Annotated in this window: 2 protein-coding genes; both read right to left on the reverse strand. The window is 72.2% G+C overall.

Features of this window, described 5'->3' with window-relative positions; all coding sequences use genetic code 11:
- Positions 1-26 precede the first annotated feature (26 nt).
- Positions 27-3,005, reverse strand: a complete 2,979-nt coding sequence (locus tag GKQ77_RS29745; RefSeq protein WP_219692219.1) for an FAD-binding and (Fe-S)-binding domain-containing protein — start codon at positions 3,003-3,005, stop codon at positions 27-29.
- Between the two features lie 59 nt (positions 3,006-3,064).
- Positions 3,065-3,505, reverse strand: a complete 441-nt coding sequence (locus tag GKQ77_RS29750) for a MarR family winged helix-turn-helix transcriptional regulator (protein WP_219692220.1) — start codon at positions 3,503-3,505, stop codon at positions 3,065-3,067.
- Between the last annotated feature and the right edge of the window lie 134 nt (positions 3,506-3,639).

A 3,639-nucleotide genomic window follows, 5' to 3' on the forward strand; every position in this document is an offset into this window, starting at 1 on the left:
GGTGGAGGCGGAGGTGGCCAGGGGCCTCAGTGACCGTCGCGCGCGGGCGCGGGCATCGGCGCGGGTACGGGCATCGGCTCGGGAGTCGCGGGACGCGTCGCACGCTCCAGCTCCAGAAGCGCGGAGTAGTAGCCACGGCCCGTCGCGTGGTCCATGCCCACCTCGCACATGCGGTTCGCCGACAGGTGTGCGTCGAAGGAGCGGGCGGCGACCTCCGCGGCCTCCTTGCGGGTGGCCGACTCGGTGAGTTCCTTGTGCAGCATGCCGCGGTCGCCCGCGAACGCGCAGCATCCGGCGTCGTCCGGCACGACCACCTCGTCCGCGCAGGCCTCGGCGACGGCACGCAGATGCTCCTCGTCGCCGAGGTGGCGCATGGAGCAGGTGGGATGCAGGACGGCTGAGCCGATCGTGCGGCGCACGGTCAGGTGCGGCAGCAGCTCATCGGCGGCCCAGACGACCGAGTCGACGACCGTCAGCTCCTGGTGCAGCGCGCGGTTGTCGGCCGTCAGATACGGCACCACCTCGTGCGCGATGCCGAGCGTGCACGACGAGGCGTCGACGACCAGCGGCAGCCGGCCGCCCGCGGTCCAGCCCCAGGCCGCCTCGACGATGCGATTGGCCATGACCCTGTTCCCGGCGTCGTACCCCTTGGAGTGCCAGATCGTCGCGCAGCACGTCCCCGCCACATCGTCGGGGATCCACACGGGCCTGCCCGCGCGCGCGGACACGGCGACGACGGCCTCGGCCAGCGAGCGGTCGCCCGGGCCGCCGAAGATGCGGTTGACGCACGCCGGGTAGTAGACGGCCGCGGCGCCCGATCGCGAGGTGCGCGGCAGTCCGCGGGCGGCGGCGCCGGGGATCCGTGGCAGCCACTCCGGTACGAGATCGGGCCGTACGGCCCTGCGGGCGGTACGGGTGACGGCGGTGAGCAGCCGGTCGCTGATCCGGTCGGCGGCGGCCACCGCGAGCCGTGCGGACGCCTCTACGGCCTTGAAGTTCTTCGCGGCGCGCGCGGCCATCCGCTCCTCGCGGGGCGAGTGCCGCGCGTGCCGGAAGTCCCGCATGAGGGCGCCCGTGTCGATGCCGACCGGACACGCCAGCTTGCAGGTCGAGTCGCCCGCGCAGGTGTCCACGGCGTCATAGCCGTACGCCTCGACGAGACCGTCCTCGACGGGGGAGCCCGGCGCCTGGCGCGTCATCTCGCGGCGCAGCACGATGCGCTGGCGGGGCGTGGTGGTCAAGTCCTCGCTGGGGCAGGTGGGTTCGCAGAAGCCGCACTCGATGCACGGGTCCGCGATCTGCTCCACCTTCGGGATGGTCTTCAGGCCCCGCAGATGGGCTCTCGGGTCGCGGTCGAGGACGATGCGCGGCGCGAGGACCCCGTCCGGGTCGATGACCCGCTTGGTGCGCCACATCAACTCCGTGGCCTTCGGGCCCCATTCGAGTGCGAGGAAGGGGGCGATGTTGCGGCCCGTGGCGTGCTCGGCCTTCAGGGAGCCGTCGAACCGCTCCACGGTCAGGCGGCAGAACTCGTCCATGAAGGCGGCATAGCGCTCCACGTCGGAGGGCAGCGCCGCGTCGAAGGCGAGCAGGAAGTGCAGATTGCCGTGCGCCGCGTGGCCCGCGACGGCGGCGTCGAAGCCGTGCCGCGTCTGCAGGTCGAGCAGTGCCTCGCAGGCCTCGGCGAGCTGTCCCGGCGGCACCGCGAAGTCCTCGGTGATCAACGTCGTGCCCGAGGGGCGGGAGCCGCCGACGGCCGTGACGAACGCCTTGCGCGCCTTCCAGTAGCCGCCGATCGTCCTCGCGTCGCGCGTGAAGGAGTTCGTCACCGACGGGACGGGGGCGATGAGTTCGAGGCCTTCAAGGGCTTTGGCGGCGGCTGCCTCGTACGCCTCCTGGGTCGCCTCGTCCGGCGCGCGGAACTCCACCAGGAGCGCGGCCGTCGACTTCGGGAGCCCGGCCCAGTCGGCGGGCACGCCCCGCACGCTGACCGAGGCGCGCAGGGTGTTGCCGTCCATCAGCTCGACGGCGAGCGCGCCCGCCGCGTTGAAGAGCGGCACAGCCGCGGCCGCCGCCGGGAGCGAGGGGAAGAAGAGCAGTGCGGTACTGGTGTGCCGGTCCAGCGGCAGCGTGTCGAAGACGACCTCCGAGATGAAGCCGAACGTGCCCTCGGAGCCGACCATCAGACCGCGCAGGATCTGCACGGGCGTCGTGCCGTCCAGGAAGGCGTCGAGGCGGTAGCCGTTGGTGTTCTTGATCTGGTACTTGGCGCGGATCCGGGCCACCAGCTCGGCGTCCGCCTCGATCTCCCGCTTGATCGCGAGCAGCCCCTCGCACAGGGCGGGTTCGGCGTGCGCCAGCCGCTCGTCGGCGTCCGGCTCGGCGGTGTCCACGACCGTGCCCGAGGGCAGGACGAACGTCAGCGAGGCGACCGTGCGGTAGGAGTTGCGGGTGGTGCCCGCCGTCATGCCCGAGGCGTTGTTCGCGACGACGCCTCCGATGGTGCAGGCGATCGCGCTCGCCGGGTCCGGGCCGAGTACGCGGCCGTACCGGGCGAGCGTGGCGTTGGCGCGTACGACCGTGGTGCCGGGGCCGATCCGGGCCCGTTCGCCCTCGCCGAGCACTTCCACGCCGGCCCAGTGCTTGCGCACGTCGACCAGAATGTCCTCGCCCTGGGCCTGGCCGTTCAGGGAGGTGCCCGCGGCGCGGAAGACGACCTCGCGGCCCTTGCCGTGCGCGTACGACAGGACGGCCGAGACGTCGTCGAGGTCCTCGGGGACGACCACGACCTGCGGCACGAAGCGGTAGGGGCTCGCGTCAGAGGCGTACCGCACCAGGTCCGAGATCTTCGTCAGGACCTTGTCCGCGCCGAGCAGTGCGGTCAGCTCGGAGCGCAGCGGCTCCGGGGTTCCCGCGGCCCGGCCGTCCGGCACGCGGTCCGGCGCCGCGCCTTCCGTGCGCGGCGCGGGGCGCAGGGCGTCCGGCTCGGGCTCCAGCAACGGCATGGGCACTCCTCGGCGGTGTCAGCGAGGAACATCGGCTGTTCAGCGACGACCTCGACGTGTCAGCAGCGACCTTCCGGGTCGTCGAGCAGGGCGGACAGGAGACCGCCGAGGGCTTCGCGCTGTTCGGCGGCCAGTGGAGCCAGGATGTCCTCTGCCGCCGACCGGCGCGCGGCGCGCAGCTTCTTGAGGGCTTCTTGTCCCGAATCCGTCAGCTCGATGCGGATGACGCGGCGATTGGCCGGGTCCGGCGCGCGCCGCACCAGACCGCCCGACTCCAGGCCGTCGACCAGACTCGTCACCGCGCGCGGGACCACTTCGAGGCGCTGCGCCAGATCGGCCATGCGGGGCGGTGCCTCGTAGTGCGCGAGGGTGCGCAGCAGCCGGGACTGGGCCGGGGTGATGCCCACCGGACCCAGATGGCGCTTCTGGATGCGTTGCAGCCTGCGGGTGAGCCGCAGCAGCTGTTCGGCGAGAGGGCCGTCGGTGTCCGGGGTGCTCATGGCCGGAACATTATCAGGACCTAGTGCATTGTGAGTATAGGTAACAGTGAGCTATGCTCCCTGAGTTTCCCGACCTCTCCGCCGACTTCTCCACCGACCACCCCGCGAACCCTCCTTGAGCCCTCCCTGCCCCC

Source organism: Streptomyces anatolicus (assembly GCF_019400875.1).
Taxonomy (GTDB): domain Bacteria; phylum Actinomycetota; class Actinomycetes; order Streptomycetales; family Streptomycetaceae; genus Streptomyces; species Streptomyces anatolicus.

What these genes read in the sequence shown, in the direction of transcription:
- GKQ77_RS29750 (WP_219692220.1), bottom strand. Translation starts at nt 3,505, where the DNA reads ATGAGCACCCCGGACACCGACGGCCCTCTCGCCGAACAGCTGCTGCGG.
- GKQ77_RS29745 (WP_219692219.1), bottom strand. Translation starts at nt 3,005, where the DNA reads ATGCCGTTGCTGGAGCCCGAGCCGGACGCCCTGCGCCCCGCGCCGCGC.